Here is a 20,204-nt window from a genome sequence, read left to right as displayed (position 1 = left end):
CGCCGATTCCGGCTTCAGCCCAAATGCGCGATGGCTTGCCTGTGCGCGGCTTCGACCACGACCAATGCTGTCATATTGACTACGCCCCACGACGTATTCGGACAGAGCCAGAACCGCGACATCCTGGCGTTGCACGAAAAAGGCGTATTCGCCCAGAAGAATGCCTGGATTCAGTAATGCCCGGAGGCTTGGCATGACGCGATTACCCGTCGAGCCACGGTGCAATTTGGTCTTTTGTGCCTGGCGATGCCGGTCGCCATGGCGCAGGAAAAGCCCATTAGGCCGGATTGGGGCACCAGATTGGTCGAAGCTGCCCGTGAGCAGATCGGCGTCACCACGCTGTACGATCCGACCTATACACGCCTGGCCTATCCGGGCGGGGACGTTGAGCCCGAGCGGGGTGTGTGCACGGATGTCGTGATCCGCGCCTATCGCCGCGCCTTCGATCTCGACCTGCAAAAATTGGTGCATGAGGATATGCGGGCCAATTTTGCCGCCTATCCGAAGGCTTGGGGCCTGAAAGCGCCCGACCGCAACATCGACCACCGCCGTGTGCCCAATCTTGCGGTCTATTTCGAGCGGCGCGGTGCTGCCTTGCCCGTCAGCCAAGACCCCGCCGACTATCGACCTGGGGATCTCGTCGCCCAGATGCTGCCCGGCAACCTGTCACATATTGCCATCGTGTCGTCCAATCGCTCCACTGTGGTGCCGACAAGAAGGCTGGTCATTCACAATATCGGCGGCGGCGCCAGGGAAGAAGACACTTTGTTTGCTTTCAGGCAGACAGGGCATTTGCGGTTCAAGCCAGTCTGACAAAGCCCATGGCTAGCCCAGTTCAACGATTGCCTGCGCCTTGTGCGCGGCTTCGACCACGGCCAGTGCCGTCATGTTGACGACGCCGCGCGACGTCACCGACGGCGTCAATATGTGCGCCGGGCTGTCGGTGCCGAGCAGGATCGGGCCGACATGCAGCGCGTCCATCATCGTGCGCAGTGCCGTCAGCGTGATGTTCGCCGAATCGAGATTGGGGAATACCAGCAGATTGGCTTCGCCTTTCAGCCGCGAATGCGGATAGACGCGCTGGCGCAGCTGTTCCGATAGCGCCGAGTCGGCATGCATCTCGCCGTCGCATTGCAGGTCGGGCGCGATGCGCGCCAGGATCGCTGCCGCCTGTCGCATCTTCATGGCGCTTGGCGAATCGCGGGAGCCGAAATCCGAATGCGACAGCAGCGCTGCCTTGGGCTCGATGCCGAAACGCTGGATCTCCTCGGCCGCCAAAACGGTCATCTCAGCAATCTCCTCGGCGGTCGGATCGACGGAGACATGGGTGTCGGTGAGGAAAATGATGCCGCGCTGCGAAATCAGCATGGAAAGCGTCGACAGGTCGCGATCCCTAATGCCGGCGCGCGGCCCGATGATCAGCGTCACGTTGCGCAAATGGCGCTCGAAACGGCCTTCGAGGCCGCAGACCATGGCGTCGGCGTCGCCGCGCTTCAGGGCAAGGGCGGCGATCACCGTATTGTCGGTGCGCACCATGGTGCGCGCCGCTTCCGTCGTCACGCCACGGCGGCCGGCAAGCTCGATCAAGAGATCGACATAATGGCGGTAACGCGGATCGTCTTCCGGGTTGATCAAGCCGAAATCGACGCCGGGCTTGATGCGCAGCCCATAGCGTTTCAACCGCACCTCGATGACGTGCGGGCGGCCGATCAGGATCGGTTCGGCAATGCCTTCCTCGAGCACGACCTGCGCGGCGCGAAGCACGCGCTCGTCCTCGCCGTCGGCATAAATGACGCGCTTGGCGCTCGACGTCTTGGCCATCGAGAATACCGGCTTCATGACTAGGCCGGAGCGGAAGACGAAGCGGTTCAGCTTGTCGATATAGGCGGCGAAATCGGTGATCGGACGGGTCGCGACGCCGCTCTCGCAGGCTGCCTTGGCGACGGCAGGGGCGATGCGCAGGATCAGTCGCGGGTCGAAAGGCGAGGGGATCAGGAACTCCGGACCGAAGATCGGCGTCTCGCCGGAATAGGCACGCGCGGCAACGTCGGATGGCTCTTCGCGGGCGAGCGCTGCAATCGCTCGCACGGCGGCCATCTTCATCTCTTCGTTGATGGCGCTTGCGCCGCAATCCAGCGCGCCACGGAAGATGTAAGGAAAACAGAGTACGTTATTGACTTGATTGGGGAAATCGGAGCGGCCCGTGCAGATCATCGCGTCGGGCCGTGCTGCCCGTGCCGCTTCCGGCATGATCTCGGGATTGGGGTTGGCCAGCGCCAGGATCAGCGGCTTGGGCGCCATATGGTGAAGCAATTCCGGCTTCAGCACGCCGGCGGCAGACAGGCCGAGAAACACGTCGGCGCCGGGCAGAACGTCGGCCAGCGTGCGCGCTTCGGTATCCTTCACATAGGGGTCTTTCCAGCGGTCCATCTCCTCGACGCGGCCCTTATGGGCGACGCCGAACCGGTCGGTGACCCAGACGTTTTCGACCCGCGCGCCGAGCGAGACCAGAAGGTTGAGGCACGCAAGCGCCGCGGCACCTGCGCCCGACGTGACGATCTTGATGTCGGAGATGGACTTGCCGGCGAATTCCAGCCCATTGAGCACGGCGGCGGCGACGATGATGGCGGTGCCGTGCTGGTCGTCATGGAAGACCGGTATGCCCATGCGCGCTTTCAACTGCTCCTCGACCTCGAAGCATTCGGGCGCCTTGATGTCTTCCAGGTTGATGCCGCCGAAGGTCGGTTCCAGCGCCGAGATCGTCTCGACCATGCGCTCGATGCCCGGTGCATCGATCTCGATGTCGAAGACGTCGATGCCGGCGAACTTCTTGAACAGTACGGCCTTGCCTTCCATCACCGGCTTAGAGGCGAGCGGACCGATATTGCCGAGGCCCAGCACCGCCGAACCGTTGGTAACGACGCCAACAAGATTGGCGCGGGCTGTATAGTCAGCGGCAGTTGCCGGATCGTCGCGGATTTCAAGGCAGGGGGCGGCGACCCCCGGCGAATAGGCAAGCGCCAGGTCGCGCTGATTGCCGAGCGGCTTCGTCGCCTGGATTTCAAGCTTTCCGGGCCGGGGGTGCTTGTGGAAGTAGAGCGCTGCTTCGTCCAGGTCGGATCGCGCCGCCTTCTTGCTTTCGCCTGTCATGACGGCCGCCTCCCTGCAATCCTGCCTTGAAGCCTTTTAACATGCAGAATTGGTTTTTCACGATGCCAAATGACGCAACCGCCATTTTGCCTTGCGAAACGAGTAAAATCGATTTGTTTCAGTTAGTTGTGCTAAAATCCTGCCGCGCTATTCAGGTCTTTTCCTCTCCGCTGTTCAGAACGCGCTGACGTAGAGGCCGCCGTCGACCGGTATGTTCTGTCCGGTCAGGTAACCGGCGTGAACCGAGCACAGGAAGGCGCAGATCTGGCCGAATTCCTCCGGCGTGCCGAGCCGTTTGGCCGGAACGTCGGCGCTGATGCGCGCCTTGCGCGCGGCGGCGGCGGCCGGATCTTCGGGCGTGCCGGCCTCGTGCGGGCCGCGCAGCCGGTCGGTGTCGAGCTTGCCCGGCAGCATGTTGTTGATCGTCACATTGCGGTCGATCACCGTCCGCGCGACGCCGGCCAGGAACGAAGTGAGGCCGGCGCGCGCGCCGGACGACAGGTCGAGGCCGGGGATAGGAACATAGACCGACAGCGAGGTGATGTTGACGATGCGGCCGAAGCCGCGCGCCGCCATGCCGTCGATCACGGCCTGAACCAGCTCGACCGGCGTCACCATGTTCTGGGTGACGCCCTCGAGGATGTTTTCGCGATCGAGCGCACGGAAATCGCGAAGCGGCGGACCGCCATTGTTGTTGACGAGGATGTCGGGATCGGGGCAGGCGGCAAGCAGCGCCTTCTGGACGTCGGGTTTGGATACGTCGCCGACGATCTCGGTCACGCTGACGCCGAATTTCTCGCGCAGTTCAGCGGCGGTTTTGGCCAGCACGTCGGCGTTGCGGCCGTTGACGACCAGATCGCAGCCTGCCTCGGCCAGCGCCATGGCGCAACCGCGTCCCAGCCCCTTGCTCGAGGCGCAGACTATGGCCTTCTTGCCGCGAATACCGAGGTCCATGGTGATTTTCTCCTCTGATTGCCGCGTCAACCTACCCGTATGGCTGGACCAATCGCAACCGTCATACGGTTGTTGCATGAATCGGGGCATAGCCTCACGCGAAAGCAACGGTGACAAATGATGTCCGGCGCAGAGCCCCGCACTTTCCGCAGCATGTTCATCTCCGACGTCCATCTCGGATCGAAGGCGGCCAAGGCCGAGTTCCTGATCGATTTCCTGCGCCATCACGATGCCGATATCATCTATCTCGTCGGCGATATCGTTGACGGCTGGCGCTTGAGACGGAGCTGGCACTGGCCGCAGAGCCACAATGACGTGGTCCAGAAATTGCTGCGCAAGGCGCGCAAGGGCGCCAGCATCACCTACATCGCCGGCAACCATGACGAGTTCGCGCGGCAGTTCCAAGGTGTGCATTTCGGCGGCATTGTCGTCGCCGATCGCGCCATCCACGAGACCGCCGATGGCAAACGCCTTCTTGTCATCCATGGCGACCAGTTCGACACCGTCGTCCACAATGCGCGCTGGCTGGCCTATCTAGGCGACTATGCCTATGACGCGGCGATGCTGGTCAATCGCGTCATCACGCGCCTGCGCCAAGTGCTCGGCCTGCCTTACTGGTCGTTCTCGTCCTGGGCCAAGGTCAAGGTCAAGAAGGCGGTGAATTTCATCGGCTCGTTCCAGACCGTGCTGAGCGAGGAGGCGCGCCGCTCGCATGTCGACGGCGTGATCTGCGGGCACATCCACCATGCGGCGATCGAAAGCTACGAGGACGTGCAGTACATCAACACCGGCGATTGGGTGGAGAGCTGCACGGCGGTGGTCGAGCATTTTGACGGCCGGATGGAGATACTGCATTGGGCGCATGTCCTGCCGGAGACTCCGGTCGGCAGCGAGGTGCTCGTGCCGATCGACATCAAGGGCAGGGCAGTCCAGGCGGCTTGACCAAACCCGGCCTCACCTCGCTTTAATCGGTTAGTCCAGCGGTTTCATCCACTTTTTCGCCGTGTTATGCAGCGGCTGGTGTGGTGGGCCGACCCGGCTGAATGCCGTGCCGACGGATCGCCTGTTAATGTCCTCGCTGCCGCCGCTTTCGCCCGAACAGCTCGTCAAGCCACGCCATTTCGAACTGCGCATGAGCTTGATCTTCTTCACGCTCTTCGTTCCGCTCGGAACGCATGTGCCCTATTTCCCGCTGTGGCTGCAGGCGAAGGGGTTCCATGCCGAGCAGATAGCCGTGATCCTCGCTGCGCCGATGTTCCTGCGCGTGGCGACGACGCCTTTTCTTACCGCTCTGGCAGACAAAGCGAGCGACCGCGCCAATGTCTATGTCGCGCTGGTCGCCGCATCGCTGATCCTGTCGGCCGGTTACTTCCTGCCGCCGACCTACGCAATGGTACTTGCCGTGTCATTGGCGCTGACGGTCGTCTGGACGCCGCATTCGCCGATTGCCGATTCGCTCGCCCTTTCAGGTGTTCGCCGCTTCGGCTCGAACTACGCCGGCATGCGCAAATGGGGCTCGATCTCCTATCTCTGCGCCAATCTCGCCGGCGGTTTCATCCTGTCGGCGAGCGGTGCCCAGGCTGTCCCAGTGATCATCTTCGTGTCGTTATGCGCCGCGCTAGCCGCCGGACTGATTGCGCCGCGCCTCGGCCGTCCGCGCCGCGCCTCGCCGCTTTCAGCCGCCGACATCCAGCAATCGGCACCGAAACTCCTCAACCGGTACTTCCTCTACTTTTCGACCGGCGTCGGCATCATCACCGCCAGCCACGCATTTCTCTACGGCTTCGTGTCGATATACTGGAAGTCGATCGGCATCAGCGATTCGGTTGTCGGGCTGCTGTGGGGGTGGGGCGTCGTCGCCGAGATATGCATGTTCGTCGTCTTCACCCGGGCTTTCGCCTCCTTCTCGGTCGTCTCGATCATGCTGATTGCCGGGATAGGCGCGATCGTGCGCTGGATTGCTTTCCCCCTGATCTGGCCGCTCGGGCTTGGCGTTGGCGGGTTCTTCGCGATCCAGACACTGCACGCCGTCTCGGTGGCGCTGGTGCTGATCGGCCTGCAAAAGATGATCGGTGAGACAATCGCGGAAGAACGCACCGGGGCGGCGCAAGGCATTGCCTATTTCTCCAACGGCTTCTTCATGGCAGTGGCAACGCTGATTTCAGGTCCTCTTTACGATCGCTTCGGCGCGAATGGCTTCTTTGCGATGATCCCCATCGCCCTGACGGGCCTGGCGCTGATCGGGCTTGCCGCGCGTTCAGCCCCACAGCGCTGGCTCGGGCGGTGACACCAGCGAACCTTGGTAGACGAGACCTGGAACGCGGTCGCAGGCTAGCAGCAACGGACCGTCGAGATCGACGAAATCGGCATCCTGCGCCAACAGCACGGCCGGCGCCATCGCAAGCGATGTGCCGACCATGCAGCCGACCATGACGCCAAGACCCAGTTCGCGGGCGCGGTCGCGAAGCACGAGTGCTGCGGTCAGGCCACCCGATTTGTCGAGCTTGATGTTGATGGCGTCGTAGAGGCCGACAAGCGCGTCGAGGTCCTTCGCCTCGTGCACGCTTTCGTCGGCGCAGATCGGCACCGGATGCGCGATGTGGCGAAGAATACCGTCATGTCCCGCCCGCAGCGGCTGTTCGATCAAGGCGATACCGTGCTCGGCGGCAAAGGCGAGGTTTGCGACGATATTGTCGTCATTCCAGCCCTCATTGGCGTCGAGAATGATTCGGCTGTCGGGTGCCGCCGCCGTCACTGCACGGATGCGGGCGATGTCGTTGTCGCCGCCGATCTTGACCTTGAGCAGCGGGCGCTGGGCGTTGGCGCGGGCTTGCGCCGCCATCGCCTCGGGCTCGGCGAGCGACAGTGTGTACGCCGTCTCAAGCGCCCGTAACGGAACGGTTCGTATCATATGCGCCACCGGTGTTCCGCTGATCTTCGATTCCAGGTCCCAGAGCGTGCAATCGATGGCATTGCGTGCCGCACCCGCAGGCATGGCACCGAGCAGGGCGGTGCGGCTGATGCCGCCCGCGATCTCACCGCGCATCGCCTCGATCGCGTCGCGCACACCCTCCACGGTCTCGCCATAGCGCTTGTAAGGGACACATTCGCCGCGCCCGGTATGGCCGTCTTCGCTGATGGCGCAGGAAATCACCTCAGCCTCGGTCTTCGAGCCGCGCGAAATGGTGAAGGTCCCGGCAATAGGAAAGCGCTCGGCCTCGACCGAAATGACACGCGCCATATTTTTCTGCTCCGGCTGTGCAACAAGGAGGATATCGGCAAATCGACAGGTCGGCCCCGTCAGGCTAAACAGGACGCCATGTTGACCATCCGCAAACGCGACGCAAGCGGCCCTGCCAAGGAGCCCGACCACCAGCCGCGCATCGCGATCGGCGAGGAGGGCGGCGTTCTCGGCTGCGCTTTCTCGGGAAGCTGGACGACACGCACCGTGGCGCTGGTCGATGCCGAGATGCGCAAGATCGAGCAGCGCGGCGGCTTCAAGACGCTGGCGCTCGACCTCTCACAAATCGAGAAGATGGACACTGCCGGAGCATGGCTGATCGACCGCCTGGTCAGCAGCTTCGAAAAGAAGGGCGTCGAGATCACGATGCAGGGGCAGAGCGAGATCGCCTCGATCCTGCTTGGCGCCGTCGGGGACGCCGTTCGACGCGAGCCCGAATCAGGTCCGGCAAAGCCGCCCAACTTCATCATTCGCGGGCTCGAGGCGGTTGGCCGGCGCGTTTATGAGATGCGCGACGATTTCCTGGCCGCAATGAACATCCTCGGCGCCACGATACGCGGCTCGCAGATGAAGCTTGGCCGCGGCCATGCCGTCAACATGGCGGCGATCTTCAACCAGATCGATCGCATGGGCGTTGGCGCCATACCGGTGGTTGTGCTGATGTCGGCCATTGTCGGTGCGATCGTCGCCCAGCAAGGCGCCTATCAGCTCAGCTATTTCGGCGCCGATATCTTCGTCGTCGACCTGGTCGGCGTGCTGATCCTGCGCGAGCTCGGCGTGCTGATGACGGCGATCATGATCGCCGGCCGCTCCGGTAGCGCGATCACCGCCGAGATCGGCTCGATGAAGATGCGCGAGGAGGTCGATGCGCTGAAAGTGATCGGCCTCAATCCAATCGGCGTGCTGGTGTTTCCGCGGCTGGTCGCGCTGGTCGTCGCGCTACCTTGCCTGACGATCATCGCCAACTTTGCCGCGCTGGGCGGCGGCATTTTGGCTGCATGGCTCTACTCCGATATTGCACCGGCAGCGTTCATTGACCGGCTGCGTGTCGCAATCGACCTCAGCACCATCTTTGCCGGCCTGATCAAGGCGCCTTTCATGGCCATGATCATCGGCATAATTGCCTCGGTCGAGGGCATGAAGGTTGGCGGCAGCGCCGAATCGCTTGGCCAGCATGTGACCGCCTCAGTGGTGAAGTCGATCTTCGTGGTCATTATCCTCGATGGGCTTTTCGCCATGTTCTATGCAGCGATCGAGTTCTGACATGGCGCTGCCGGGCACAAACACGACCAAGGTGGCGGAGAAAGCCAAAGAGGACGAGATCGTGCTGTCGGCGCACGACGTCACGGTGTCGTTCGCCGACCAAGTCGTTCTCGACAAATTGTCGCTCGATATCTGGCGCGGGGAGATTCTCGGCTTCGTCGGTGCCTCCGGTGCCGGCAAATCTGTTCTCTTGCGCACCATCCTTGGCCTGACGCGCAAGCAATCGGGAACAATCAAACTGTTCGGCGTCGACGTCGAGAAGGCAAGCGAAAGGGAGCGCCTTCGCATCGACATGCGGCTTGGCGTGCTGTTCCAGCACGGCGCGCTTTTTTCGGCGCTGACCGTCCTCGAAAACGTCCAGGTGCCGATGCGCGAATATCTCGATTTGCCGAAGAAGCTGATGGACGAACTGGCCATGCTCAAGGTCGAGCTGGTCGGACTGCCGCCGGACGCGGCGCAGAAATTCCCTTCCGAGCTTTCCGGCGGCATGATCAAGCGTGCTGCGCTGGCGCGCGCTCTGGCGCTCGACCCGGATATCGTCTTCCTCGACGAACCGACTTCCGGCCTTGACCCGATCAGCGCGGCTGAGTTCGACGAATTGGTCGTCAAGCTGCGCGATACGATGGATTTGACCGTGTATATGGTCACGCACGATCTCGACACGCTGTTTACCGCGTGCGACCGCGTGGCGGTGCTTGGCAAAAAGAAAGTGCTGGTCGAGGGCACGATAGACGACATGCTCAGGAGCGAGGAACCCTGGGTAAAATCCTATTTCCGCGGAAAACGCGCCCGGCAACTTGATCTTGCGGCGCGCGCATAGCCATAAGTGAGCAATGGAAACCAGGGCCAACTACGTCATTGTCGGCATTTTCACGCTGGCCGCCATCCTCGCGGCTTTCGCTTTCGTCTATTGGACGGCGGCGATCGGCGACAAGGGTGAGACGACCATATTGCGCGTGCGCATTCCAGGGTCGGCTTCGGGGCTCGGCCGTGGCAGCTTCGTGCTGTTCAACGGCGTCAAAGTCGGCGACGTGCGCCGTGTCTATATCGACGTCGACAATCCGACCGCTGCCATCGCCGACACCGAAATAGACCGCAATACGCCGATCACCAAGTCGACGCAGGCCGATATCGGGCTTGCCGGCCTCACCGGCCAGGCCAATATCGAACTGAAGGGCGCCGACCCCAAGGAGCCAAAACTCCTCGACGAGGCGGAAAAGGAAGGCCGTGTCGCTGAGATCGTTGCCAACCCGTCGGCGGTCACCAATCTGCTGCAGACGGCGCAGAACATCTTCACCCGCGCCGACAAGGTCCTTTCGGAGCTCGAAGGCTTCACCAAGGACGTTCGCGGGCCGCTGACGCAGACGGTCAACAATGTCCAGACCTTCTCCGATGCACTGGCCAGGAATTCGGACGGGGTCGACAAGTTCCTGGCCAGCGTCAGCTCGCTGGCGGACGAATTGAAGGGTGTTTCGGGCAAGCTCGACGGCACTCTGAAGGCGGCGGAAGGGCTACTCAACGCCGTCGACAAGGACCAGATCAAGAGCATCGTCGCCAATGTCGACACGGTCACTTCCAACCTCAAGGAAACCAGCAAGCAGTTCGACACGGTCATCAAGAACGTCGACACTGCGGTCGGCTCGATCAACGACTTCGCCCAGAAGACGCAAGGCACGCTGGCCAAGGTCGACGGCGTTCTCGACGGCATCGATCCGGCTGAGGTTCGCACCGCGCTGGCCAACATCCAGAAGGCCAGCGAAAACGCCAACGAGGCTGCCGCCGACATCGCCAAGGTGACCAACAAGTTCGCCAACCGAGCCGACGACATCGATGAAACCATCAAAGACGCGCACCAGCTCGCAGGACGCCTCAACGATGCCTCGGTGCGAGTCGACGGTATTCTTGCCAAGGTCGACAAACTGCTCGGCTCCGGCCAGGCCGACGGCGTCATGGCCGACGCGAGAGCGACGCTGAAATCGTTCAAGCAGGTCGCCGACACGCTGAACGCCCGTCTCGGTACCATCACCGACAATCTGGCGCGATTCTCGGGACAGGGGCTGCAAAACGTCGAAGCGCTGGTCCAGGACAGCCGTCGTTCGATCACCCGCATCGAGGAGGCGGTAACCGATCTGAGCCGCAACCCGCAGCGGATCCTGTCCGGCGGCGAGGGCGAGGTCCGGCAGTTCGACGGCAGGGTACGCCGTTGACTTCGGCCTCCGCCCACAGCAAGAACATAGCTTGCAGATACGCGTTGTTTCCACGATCCGGGGGGGATCGCGTTTGAAGTCGATCAGTTCAGGCAGCATCAGATCGAGTGGGTTGAAGAGCGGGGCGGTGTTGCTGGCGCTTGCGCTTGCAAGCTGCGCGGCCTTGCCTGGCGGCGGACCGGCACCGCTGGACACGTTCGAGCTTTCGGCGCCGTCGCTGGAAGCGCGTGCCCACAGCCGTCGCCAGATCCTCATCGCCCAGCCGTCGGCGCTCAAGGCGCTGGACAGCCAGAACATCGTCATCAAGCCATCGCCGCGATCGATCCAGTATCTCAAGGGCGCGCAATGGGCCGACCGGCTGCCGATGATCGTACAAGCGCGGCTGGCAGAGACGTTCCAGCGCTCGGGCAGCTTCACCGGCGTCGGTAAGCCGGGCGAGGGGCTGGCAATCGACTATCAGGTGATCGTCGAGATCCGCTCGTTCGAGGTGCGTGTCGATGGCGGCCAACATGCCGAGGTCGAGCTGTTCGTGCGCCTGTTGAACGACCGCAACGGCGAAGTGCGCGCTTCGAAGACGTTTAGCGCCATCGCGCCCGTTTCGGGCAGCGGCAACCAGGCCTATGTCGGCGCGCTCGACGCGGCGTTCGGTGATGCGGCCGGGCAAATCGTCCGCTGGACGGACACTGTGATCTGACGCGGCCGGAACTGCCGGGCGCAGCTAGGATCAAACTCAATCATCTGACTGCCCCAATGGCCGAGATGGGTGGTAGGTTGCCGTTCGGCTCATCTGCCAGGACGAGCACGTTGCGCCAAAGAAGGCGAAGGCGTTTTGCGTCGGCTAGCGAGCTTCGTAACAGTTGCTCAACCGGACACGACAAGTGCCGACGGTCCAATTGATCGCTGATAGTAATCCGTCCTGGCCATGCTAAAATTTAACGTCCCCGACGTCGCCAAATCGGGGAATTGCGACCAGTTGACGACGCGGGAGGTCGACGGACAAACCACGAACAGACCACAGGGAGGAAGCAATGTTTCGGACACTAATTCATCTTGCATTCTTGACAGCGTCAATTGTTGCCCTGCCATCTTACGCGGCCATGGCCGACGACACACAGATTGCGCGCGGCGAATATCTGGCTACGATTGCCGGCTGCAGCGACTGCCACACACCCGGTTACTTCTTCGGGAAGCCCGACATGTCGCGCTTTCTTGGCGGTTCAGATGTGGGCTTCGAGATTCCTGGTCTTGGTGTCTTTGTCGCCCGCAATATCACGCCTGACAAGGAGACCGGTATCGGAAGCTGGACCCCGGAGCAGATCGTCACCGCGATCCAGACCGGCGAACGGCCGGACGGCCGTATGCTGGCGCCGATCATGCCTTGGCGCGATTTTGCGCATCTCACCGCGGATGACGCCATGGCTATCGCGGCATTCCTCCAAAGTGTGAAGCCGGTCAGCCATCAGGTTCCCGGCCCGTTCAAACCCGGGGAAACGGTGTCGGCTTTCATGATGCGGATTATGCCGCCGGGGGAAGCCGCAGCCGCTGCAACGAAGTAGGGCGGCTTTGATCGGAACGAGATTTTTCTCGCCGAATAGTGGGTGAATGTACCGCCTTGGAGATGGTGAGGCCCGATATCGGAACGGCAAAAATGGGTCGAATTCGGTCGTTCAGAGTGTTTGGTTTTTGACCCTAGAGCATTCTGCCCAATGGTGTTAGTTGGCACCGCAGAAATGCGGCTAAACAACAGATAGAGCAGGATGCCTCGTCATTTGAACGCATCCTGGGGTGTCGCTTCATGCGTTGATAGGATCAAGATCAGCACGGCGCGAAAAAGGCGGGAATTTCCCGCCTTTTTCATGTTCCATTGTCGTCTGATCAATGCAAGCGGCCGCTGGCGTGGGCCAGCATGGTGTAGACCTTGCCAGTATCCGACGTCAGGTAGGTCTGCGCCATGATGTTGTCGCGGTCGTTGCGCGACACGTCTTTGAGCAGCTTTTCGAAATCGTCGCAGTAACGATCGACAGCAGCGCGGAACTCCGCCTCCGACTGATATTTGCGGCGGATCTCGTCGAACGTCTGCTGGCCCTTCAGCGTGTAAAGACGGCGCGTGAAGACGTCGCGCTCGCCGCGCCGGTATCGGTTCCACAGCTCGATCGAGGCATCGTGATCGATGGCTCGGGCGATATCGACGGAGAGCGAGTTCAGCGATTCCACGACATGAAGCGGCGAACGCGGAGCGGGAGCCGGGCGCGGCGCTTCGGCAGGCGCCGCCGGCTTGGCGTCGTCTTCGCGCGATGCACCGGTCAGGAGGTCGCGCACCCAGCCGCCTTGCGGCGTGCGGCCGTTGGGGTCGCGCTGGCGCAGCGCTGTGTCTGCGGGACGTTCGAGGTCGAGCGTGCCGCGCAGCGCCGTCTCGCCCGAAGGCGCCTGCGGTGCATGGCGCTGTTCCGGAGCCGGAGCCGGGCGGCGTGGCGGCTCGGCGGCGCGTGCGGCAGGCGCTTGCGGCGCCGGACGCAGGTTGCGCTGTTCCGAACTGTCGGCGCTGCGGCCAGATTTGGCAACGATTTCAGAAAGTTCCTTCAGCGCGTTGATCTGCTCGGAAACGGCACGGCGGATAGCCGTGGTTGATTCCTTTGCCTCTTCCGGCATCTCGATGACGCCTTTCTTGAGCTCGGCTCGGGTGAGGTCGAGCTCGCTCTTGATCGAGCCGGCGGTGCGCCGCATTTCCTCGGTCGCATCGGCAAAGCGCTTGGTAGCCGAATCGACCACTTCGGAAATCGCGGCACGGATCTTGTCGGCGGATTCCAGCGTCTTGCCTTCGGCGTTCTGCAGCGTCTGGCCGACCAGATTCTCGAACGAGCGCATGACCCGTTCGAGATCTTCCGACTTCTTAACAAGGCCGACGGCGAGGTCCTCCAGCGACGATTGCCTTTCGAGCGTGTGCTCGAGGTTGCTCTGGGCCGAGCTCAGCAGATCCGAGGCGCTGGACAGCAACCGGCTGTGCTCGTCGAACTTGGTGGCGATAGAGGCAACCTCGCGCAAGGTCGAGGACGACAGCTCGGTGAGCCGCGTCGTGTTCGAATCGACAAGGCGCGCCGAGCTGGCGAAAGTCTGGGCGGTCTTTTCCGTGGTCGCCGCGAAGCTTTGCGTGCTCCCAGTCAGGCGTTCGTCGACCTGGCCGAGATTGGTCGCCGCCTGCTCGATCAATTGACCGAGCTGCGAGCTGGAGGCGGTCATGCGGCCGATGAGGTCGGCAACGCTGTCGGCAAGCGTCGAGCGCGCGCCTTCGACGGCCGACAGAGTTTCGGCCGTGCGGCTGGCGAGGGCGTCGACGAGGGCGGCGTTTTGAGTGCGCAGCTTCTCTGTCGCACGTTCGGTGACCTCTTCCATGCTCTTTTGCAGCTCGGAGCCGCCCTGGGCGAAGCGCTCGACCAGAGGCCGTGCCGTCTCGTCCAGGATTTTCGATATTTCGGCCGAACGTGCCGCAAGCATCGTACTGAGCTCGCGAGTATTGGCACCGATGGTCTTTGCAGCGTCGTTGGTGCTCTGGCCGATATGCTGGCCGACCGCGGTGAAGGTTTCGGCGATCGTGTTGGCACGCGAGACTAACTGCGCCTCGGCGTTCGAGACCTGTTCGTTGAGCTTTTGGCCCATTGTCTCGGCAGTGTAGGCGAGGCGGTTCTCGACGCTGGCGACCTGCTCCTCGACGCGGGCCGCTGTGGCGGCAGCACTCGAGGCCAGGCGTTCGTCGGCACCGGCAAGCAGCTGCTCGATTTCACGGGCATGGACGGCGAGTTCCTGGCCAGTCTGCCTGGCGCGTTCGGCAACCCGCTGCTCGGTGCTGGTGAAGGCACCGACAATGTTGTCGGCATGTTCGCCGATTGCGGTGCTGCTGTCGGCGATACGGGACACCAGGCGATGATCGGCCTCCTCGAAGATGCGGCCGATCTCGGACGCACGTGCCGAAAGTGCTTCGGAGCCTTCGGCAATGCGCGAAATAAGTTGCTGGTCGGCGGCATCGAAAATGCGGCCGAGATCCGACGCACGTGCCGCGAGAGCTTCGGCGGATTCGCCGATGCGCACGCCCAGCCGCTCGTCAGCTGTTTCGAAATTGCGCAAGATGTCGCCGGCACGTGCAGCCAGCGACTGGGCCGTTTCGATGGCGCGAGAGACCAGCCTGTGGTCCGCCGCGTCGAAGGTACCGGCAATCTCACTTGCTCGGGTTGCCAGCTGATCGGCCGTCTCCTGGGCGCGCGCGAGCAAGGTGTTCGACGTGTCGTCGGCGCGGGCAATCAGTGCGCTCGACGTATCCTCGGCGCGGGCGGCGAGGCGACGATCCGCCTCCTCGAAGGTGCGGGCGATGTCCTCCGCCCTGGCGAGCAGAGCGGCCGAGGTCTGCTCGGCGCGCTCGGCGATCTTGCGGTCGGCATCGCTGAATGCAGCGCCCGCCTGCTCATGCAGAGCGCTGGTGACTTCCATGACCTTCTCGCGCAGCGCCCCGGCGACGAAGACCGCGCTTCTTTCGAGCACACTGCGAACGTTGTCGACACCCGTCGACAGCGCCCGCTCCATGGTGCTGGCGCGCTCCTCGATGATGCCTGTCTGCCGGCTGAACGCCTGCTCGATCTTTTCCACGTCGGCAGCGATGGCATCGGAGATGTCGGTGCTCCTGGCGGCGATCTGGTCGATATGGCCGGACAGCGAACGGTCGACATCCTTGCGCGTGTCGGCGAGCCTGGAGAGATCGTCCTGCAATGCGCGGGTCAGCATGTCGCGGCCCTCGGTCAGCTTGCCGACATGACCGGCGACAATCTCGTCGACCTCGCTGCGGCTCAATGCAAGCCTCTCCAGATCGGCTTCCAGAGCGCGCCTGAGGATGTCGCGGCCTTCGGCAAGCTTCTCGACCTGGCCGGCAACCAGCCCATCGATGCTCGAGCGGCTTTCGGCCAGCTTGGCGAGATCGTCCTCGAGCGCCTTCGACAGGGTCGAGCGGTCCTGGACGAGCTTCTCCGCGTGGGTAGCGACAAGGCTGTTGACGTTGCCGAGATCGGCCTCTAGGGCGCGCGAAAACTGTGCGCGATTGTCGGTTAATAGCTGCGACTGGTCGGCGATGGCGCCCCTGATTGTGTTGAGATCGGCCTCCAAAGCGCGTTTGAGGATGTCGCGGCCTTCGGCCAGTTTCTCGACCTGGCCGGAAACCAGCCCGTCGATGCTCGAGCGGCTTTCGGCCAGCTTGGCGAGATCGTCTTCCAGCGCGCGCTTGAGGATGTCGCGGCCCTCGGCCAGCTTCTCGACCTGACCGGAAACCAGCCCGTCGATGCTCGACCGGCTTTCTGCCAGCCTGGCGAGATCGTCCTCGAGCGCCTTCGACAGGGCCGAACGGTCCTCGGCGAGCTTGTTCATATGTTCGGAGACGACGCCCCGCACGGTCTCGAGATCGGTCTCCAGTGCGCGCGACAGCTGACCGCGATCCTCCGCCAGCTTCTCGGATTGACTGGCAATGACGCCCTTGACGGTGCTCAGATCGGCTTCCAGAGCGCGTTTGAGGATGTCGCGGCCCTCTGCCAGTTTTTCGACCTGGCCGGCAACCATCACATCGATGCTCGAGCGGCTTTCGGCCAACTTGGCGAGATCGTCTTCGAGCGCCTTCGACAGCGTCGAACGGTCTTCCGCGAGCTTGTTCATGTGATCGGAGACAACGCCGCGCACAGCCTCCAAGTCGCTCTCCAGTGCCCGTGACAGCTGGCCACGGTCTTCCGCCAGCTTTTCGGACTGGCCAGCGATGACGCCCTTGATCGCGTTCAGGTCCGATTCCAGCGCGCGCTTGAGGATATCGCGGCCTTCGGCAAGCTTCTCGACCTGGCCGGCAACCAGCCCGTCGATGCTCGACCGGCTTTCGGCCAGCTTGGCAAGATCGTCTTCAAGCGTCTTCGAAAGCAGGCTGCGATCATCGGCGAGCCTGCCCGAATGATCGGCGATCAGACCTCTGATGTCGGACAGGTCGTTCTCGAGCGACTGGGAAAGACCGCTGCGGTCTTGCGCCAATTTCGCCGAATGGGCCTCGATGAGGCCATTGATGCCGGCGATGTCGGATTCCAGCGCACTGGCGAGTATGGCGCGACCCTCGGCGATCTTTTCGACTTGACCGGCGACAAGGCCGTCGATGCTGGCGCGACTGTCTGCCAGCTTGCCGAGGTCGGCCTCGAGCGCGCGCGAAAGAATGCTGCGGCCTTCGGCGAGCTTTCCGACGTGCCCGGCAACCATTTCATCAATGATCGTGCGGGCTTGTACGAGTTTTCCAGAGTCTTCGTTCAAGGCCTGGGCGAGCCGGTTGCGGCCCTCTTCAAGGCTTTCTAGATGGCTGCCCAGCGAAGCGTCGATCGCTGCACGCGATTCGTTGACCTTGCGCAGATCCTCTTCAAGGGCGCGCGAGATCAGGCCGCGGCCTTCGGCAAGCTTTTGCACCTGGTTGGTCACCGCCGCATCGATTTCGGCGCGGCCCTCGGCGAACTTCGCCAGATCGGCCTGCATTGCCGCCGCCATCCGGTCGCGGCTTTCGGAAAGTTTGCGGCTGTGGTTTTCGACGGCTTCCTCGATGCCGGCGCGAGCATCCGCAAGCCGCTGGATGTCCGTATCGAACGATCGCGATACGACATGGCGCGCCGCTTCCATGCGCCCGGCGAAATCGCCGGCGCGGGCTTCGAGCATGGTCGAGGTCGATGAGATGATGTCGGCCATGTCGGCGCCGATCTGGGTCTTGCCCTGATCGATCATCGCCGACAGCGTCTCCTTGCTATCCTGGAAGGTGTGGGCGATTTCGCGCGCACGCTCGACCAGCGTCTCGTTGATCTGGCGTGCGCGAGCCTCCAGCGCGGCGTTGAGCTTCTGCGTACCGGTGTCGAGCGCCTCGGCGCGGGTCTGGAACTCGCTGATCAGCGCCTGGCCACGTTCGGCAAGCGTCCGCTCGATGCCGTTGAGGCTGGCTTCGAATTCGGAATTGAGTGTGCGCGCGGCACCGCCGAGCAGCGACACCATGCCGGTCGTGCGGTCGTCGAGCAGGTCGGTCAGCGACCGCGTCAGGCCATCGGTGGTGTCCGTCAGCTTGGCGATGCGGGTGTCGAGCAGGCTGGCGAAGGCCTCGCCCGACGTCGACAGCCGGTCGGTGATCGATTCGAGCCGGCCTTCCACCGAATCGAAGATCGACATCGAGCTCCCGTTGATCCTGTCGATCAGCGTGTCGCCGGATTCGTTGATCGTCATCGACAGCTTGGTCGAGGCGTTGAGAATGCTGTCGCGAATGATATCGCTGGCGGCGTTGATCTCGTCCTTCAGCGTCTCGTGGGCACCGGTGATCGAGGCGCGCACACGCTCGGCATGGGTGACGACCGCTTCGCGCTCGCTGCCCAGCCCGTCGACCAGCGAGCGGATGCGGGACTCGTTCTCCGAATAGGAGCGCTCGATCTGGTTCACCTCGCTGTGAACCAGCGTTTCGAGCTCGACGGCGCGCGCAAGCGTGCGTTCGATGCCTTCGCCCATGGCCGCCACCTCGCGGCGAACCGCTTGGCCGATCATCATGACGCGATCCTGGGCAAGATTTTCCGGCTCGGCCAGACGGAAGGCCACCTCGGTCATCGACTGCGCGGCAAGGCGCATCTCCTGAGCGCGGCGAATCATCACTGCGAATGCCCAGAACAGGATGACGGGCACGATTGCCGCGACCGCCAGGCCGATCAGCTCGGGACGGGCGAAAAACTGATCGAAGGTGCGGATGTTCCAGATGCCAGGTCCGAACAACAGGTTCGCGAGGCCACCGGCGCCGGCGATCCAGGCCAGCGAAACAAAAGCCACGACCCAATAGATCGTGTTCGAGGCGCGCCGGTTGAGGGTGTGCAGGAGCGTCTTATAGTCTTTTTGACGATCGTCGTTGGCCGGCGAGAAAGCTGGCGGCTGCGAGCCATTGCGCGTTGCGACGGGACGCAACTCAGCCGGCTTGGCTTTTGGCGCGGGATTTAGGTTCTGGCTTTGATTGGCGGCGGGTGCTGCATTCTGGGCCTGGTCGGGGGCAGGCGCCTCGTTCTGGCTGCGGCCTTCGCGCGCCAGTTCGTCGGCGGCTTGCGATATCTGCGCTTCCAGATCTTCCATGGATGCCGCGATGTCGAAGTCGCCGCCGGCATCGCCGCTCAGATCGATATCAAGTGCCTTTTCGAGTTCCCTGGCTACGTCGCTGTCGAGCGTTTTTGTCGTCGTTGGTTTCTTCGCCATGCCTTCGCTACCCTGTACAAGCTGCCGTGGGACTTATGGTTGTGCTTATTGATTCTGCCTAGCGTGTCCCGCGCAGGAGGCTGAAAATGGACCTGTCGTATCGTAATGACACAGCGGGGTAAAGAAAACATGCATTCCGTCCGATACGTAAAACTTTAAATATAAGGTTAACACAGCCGTGATTCCGGCGCCGTTATCGCGACATTTTTCCGGGTCAATCATTAACCCGTTGTCCACCGGATACGCCTATTTTTTGCGGCGGTCGAAGAACGGAGTCTCAAAGTGATACGTGGCGAAAACGGCATTGCCTTCTCGATGCCCGGCGGTGACGTGTCAGGGACAGCTGGGGCGCGGCCGATCGATCTGGCGCATCTTGCGCGCCAGACGATGGGCGATCGGAGCCTCGAGCAAGAGGTGCTGGCACTGTTCGTGCAGCAGGCGCTATCGGTGCGCGACAAGATCGTCGATGCGGATGTCAGGCAGCGGCTGCTACTGGCGCACGGGCTCAAAGGCTCGGCGCGCGGGGTCGGCGCCTTCGCCATTGCCGATTGCGCCAGTGCGATCGAATGCCGGCCCGACGACGCCAGCACGCTGAAGCGCCTTGGCTCACTGATCGAAGAAGTGCGCGACTTCGTCGCCGCCATCAGCCGATAGAACTTATTCCCAAAACGCCACGCAGCGGCGCTTTCGCGCCGCAGTTGACTTGTCTGGCAGAGTGATTATGTCGGCTCAGACTCCCTTCAGGTGACAAATGACCAAGCTGACCTTCATCGCCCATGACGGCACGCATTTTGACGTGGATGCCGAAAACGGCTCGACCGTCATGGAAAATGCGATCCGCAATGCGGTGCCGGGAATAGAAGCGGAATGCGGCGGCGCCTGCGCCTGCGCGACCTGCCATGTCTATGTCGACGAAGCCTGGACGGCGGAGGTCGGCGAGCCGGAAGCCATGGAAGAAGACATGCTGGACTTCGCCTACGACGTCCAGCCGAATTCGCGGCTGTCATGCCAGATCAAGGTGCGCGACGCCCTCGATGGGCTGGTCGTGCGCGTGCCGGCCCGCCAAGGCTGAAGCCGATTTTTGCCGCTGCCGCTTGGCAGCGGACCAATGGTCATGCAGTGTCGCG

Annotated in this window: 14 protein-coding genes; 10 read left to right on the top strand and 4 right to left on the bottom strand. The window is 62.7% G+C overall.

Annotation, left to right across the window (positions count from 1 at the left end; translation table 11 throughout):
- The first annotated feature begins 219 nt into the window (after window positions 1-219).
- Window positions 220-813, top strand: a complete 594-nt coding sequence (locus NKH37_RS02455) for a DUF1287 domain-containing protein (RefSeq protein ID WP_353040773.1) — start codon at window positions 220-222, stop codon at window positions 811-813.
- A 12-nt stretch (window positions 814-825) separates the two neighbouring features.
- Here NKH37_RS02455 and NKH37_RS02450 read toward each other — a convergent pair whose 3' ends face one another.
- Together NKH37_RS02450 and NKH37_RS02445 are read right to left on the bottom strand one after the other, a co-directional pair.
- Complete coding sequence (locus tag NKH37_RS02450) at window positions 826-3,150, bottom strand: NADP-dependent malic enzyme (RefSeq protein WP_353004191.1); 2,325 nt, start codon at window positions 3,148-3,150, stop codon at window positions 826-828.
- A gap of 174 nt (window positions 3,151-3,324) precedes the next feature.
- Window positions 3,325-4,104, bottom strand: coding sequence for an SDR family oxidoreductase (locus tag NKH37_RS02445; protein WP_353004193.1), 780 nt, complete (start codon window positions 4,102-4,104; stop codon window positions 3,325-3,327).
- Between the two features lie 153 nt (window positions 4,105-4,257).
- Between NKH37_RS02445 and NKH37_RS02440 the strand changes: the two genes are divergently transcribed.
- Both NKH37_RS02440 and NKH37_RS02435 read left to right on the top strand, forming a co-directional pair.
- On the top strand, window positions 4,258-5,046 hold the full coding sequence (locus NKH37_RS02440; protein WP_502895860.1) for a UDP-2,3-diacylglucosamine diphosphatase: 789 nt from the start codon (window positions 4,258-4,260) through the stop codon (window positions 5,044-5,046).
- 127 nt (window positions 5,047-5,173) lie between these two features.
- The gene (locus NKH37_RS02435) at window positions 5,174-6,391 is read left to right on the top strand and encodes an MFS transporter (RefSeq protein WP_352494568.1); all 1,218 of its coding nucleotides are present in this window, start codon (window positions 5,174-5,176) and stop codon (window positions 6,389-6,391) included.
- Here the strand turns inward: NKH37_RS02435 and dgcA are convergent.
- A complete protein-coding gene (dgcA, locus tag NKH37_RS02430) occupies window positions 6,362-7,345 on the bottom strand; it encodes an N-acetyl-D-Glu racemase DgcA (protein ID WP_353004196.1) in 984 nt (327 codons plus the stop codon). The genes NKH37_RS02435 and dgcA overlap by 30 nt on opposite strands.
- 78 nt (window positions 7,346-7,423) lie before the next feature.
- Here dgcA and NKH37_RS02425 point away from each other — a divergent pair, with 78 nt between their 5' ends.
- The 5 genes from NKH37_RS02425 (at window position 7,424) to NKH37_RS02405 (ending at window position 12,371) form a co-directional block, all read left to right on the top strand.
- Window positions 7,424-8,608 (top strand): ABC transporter permease, encoded by a 1,185-nt coding sequence (locus NKH37_RS02425; protein WP_353004198.1) that lies wholly within the window; start codon window positions 7,424-7,426, stop codon window positions 8,606-8,608.
- A gap of 1 nt (window position 8,609) precedes the next feature.
- Window positions 8,610-9,428, top strand: a complete 819-nt coding sequence (locus NKH37_RS02420) for an ABC transporter ATP-binding protein (protein ID WP_023720068.1) — start codon at window positions 8,610-8,612, stop codon at window positions 9,426-9,428.
- 13 nt (window positions 9,429-9,441) lie between these two features.
- On the top strand, window positions 9,442-10,815 hold the full coding sequence (locus NKH37_RS02415) for an MlaD family protein (RefSeq protein WP_023720067.1): 1,374 nt from the start codon (window positions 9,442-9,444) through the stop codon (window positions 10,813-10,815).
- A 73-nt stretch (window positions 10,816-10,888) separates the two neighbouring features.
- Window positions 10,889-11,509, top strand: coding sequence for an ABC-type transport auxiliary lipoprotein family protein (locus tag NKH37_RS02410; protein WP_502896293.1), 621 nt, complete (start codon window positions 10,889-10,891; stop codon window positions 11,507-11,509).
- Window positions 11,510-11,843: 334 nt separating this feature from the next.
- Window positions 11,844-12,371 carry a c-type cytochrome gene (locus tag NKH37_RS02405; RefSeq protein ID WP_502895844.1) on the top strand — a complete coding sequence of 176 codons (528 nt, stop codon included), beginning with the start codon at window positions 11,844-11,846 and terminating at the stop codon, window positions 12,369-12,371.
- Between the two features lie 319 nt (window positions 12,372-12,690).
- Here NKH37_RS02405 and NKH37_RS02400 read toward each other — a convergent pair whose 3' ends face one another.
- On the bottom strand, window positions 12,691-19,077 hold the full coding sequence (locus NKH37_RS02400; protein ID WP_352482227.1) for an apolipoprotein A-IV repeat region-like domain-containing protein: 6,387 nt from the start codon (window positions 19,075-19,077) through the stop codon (window positions 12,691-12,693).
- 285 nt (window positions 19,078-19,362) lie between these two features.
- Here NKH37_RS02400 and NKH37_RS02395 point away from each other — a divergent pair, with 285 nt between their 5' ends.
- Together NKH37_RS02395 and NKH37_RS02390 are read left to right on the top strand one after the other, a co-directional pair.
- Window positions 19,363-19,731 carry an Hpt domain-containing protein gene (locus tag NKH37_RS02395; RefSeq protein ID WP_023717831.1) on the top strand — a complete coding sequence of 123 codons (369 nt, stop codon included), beginning with the start codon at window positions 19,363-19,365 and terminating at the stop codon, window positions 19,729-19,731.
- Window positions 19,732-19,828: 97 nt separating this feature from the next.
- The gene (locus NKH37_RS02390; RefSeq protein WP_006334837.1) at window positions 19,829-20,149 is read left to right on the top strand and encodes a 2Fe-2S iron-sulfur cluster-binding protein; all 321 of its coding nucleotides are present in this window, start codon (window positions 19,829-19,831) and stop codon (window positions 20,147-20,149) included.
- Window positions 20,150-20,204 lie beyond the last annotated feature (55 nt).

This window comes from Mesorhizobium sp. M1217 (assembly GCF_040318275.1).
Lineage (GTDB): Bacteria > Pseudomonadota > Alphaproteobacteria > Rhizobiales > Rhizobiaceae > Mesorhizobium.
The sequence above is the reverse complement of the archived record's forward strand: the minus strand, read 5'-3'. Positions and strand labels throughout refer to the sequence as shown.